The organism is Streptacidiphilus monticola, assembly GCF_042658505.1.
Lineage (GTDB): Bacteria > Actinomycetota > Actinomycetes > Streptomycetales > Streptomycetaceae > Streptacidiphilus > Streptacidiphilus monticola.
In genome coordinates, this window is record NZ_JBHSQJ010000211.1 from 1 (window position 1) to 828 (window position 828).

Annotated in this window: 1 protein-coding gene; it reads left to right on the forward strand. The window is 71.6% G+C overall.

Features of this window, described 5'->3' with window-relative positions:
* A partial coding sequence (locus tag ACFP3V_RS31370; protein WP_380591103.1) for a transposase occupies positions 1 to 741 on the forward strand: 741 nt, incomplete at its 5' end.
* Positions 742 to 828 lie beyond the last annotated feature (87 nt).

Sequence of the window (828 nt, forward strand, 5' to 3'; positions counted from 1 at the left end):
TCCGGCCGGGCCATGATGGACGCCCTAGCCGCAGGCCAGCACCACCCGCGCACCCTCGCCGACCTGGCCAAGGGCAGCCTCGTCCACAAGAAGCCCGCCCTGATCGAGGCCCTGACCGGCCAGTTCGAAGACCATCACGGCCAACTCCTGCGGGTGCTGCTGGACACCGTCGACCACTACACCCGGCAGATCCAGCACCTCGACCAGCGCATCACCGCCCTCCTGGCCGAACTGGCCGGCCCCCACCACCCGGATCTACTCGCCCGCCTGGACGCCATCCCCGGGGTCGGGCCCGCCACCGCGCAGGTCATCCTCGCCGAGATCGGCCTGGACATGAGCCGTTTCCCCACACCCGAGCACCTGGTCTCCTGGGCCAAGCTCTGCCCGCGCACCATCCAGTCCGGAGCCAAGAACACCACCGGCCCCACCGGCCGCGGCAATCCCTGGCTCAAGGGCGCCCTCGGCGAAGCGGCCAACGCCGCCGCCCGCACCGACACCTTCCTCGGCGCCCGCTACCGCCGGATCGTCAAGCGCCGCGGCCACGCCAAGGCCCTGGTCGCCGTCGCGCGCTCCATCCTCGTCATCGCCTGGCACCTGCTCAACGACCCCGACACCCCCTACCACGACCTCGGCGCCGACTGGCACCACCGCCACCTCAACACCGCCCGCAGGACCCGCGACCTCGTCCGCCAGCTCCAAGCCCTCGGCCACCAGGTCACCCTGCAACCCGCCACGGCCTGAAGCGACCAGAGCCACAACCCCCGTCCGTTCCGCTCCGCGCAACGGACGCTGCCGCCTGCCCGGCTGAGGATCGATTTTCCGTTCAGC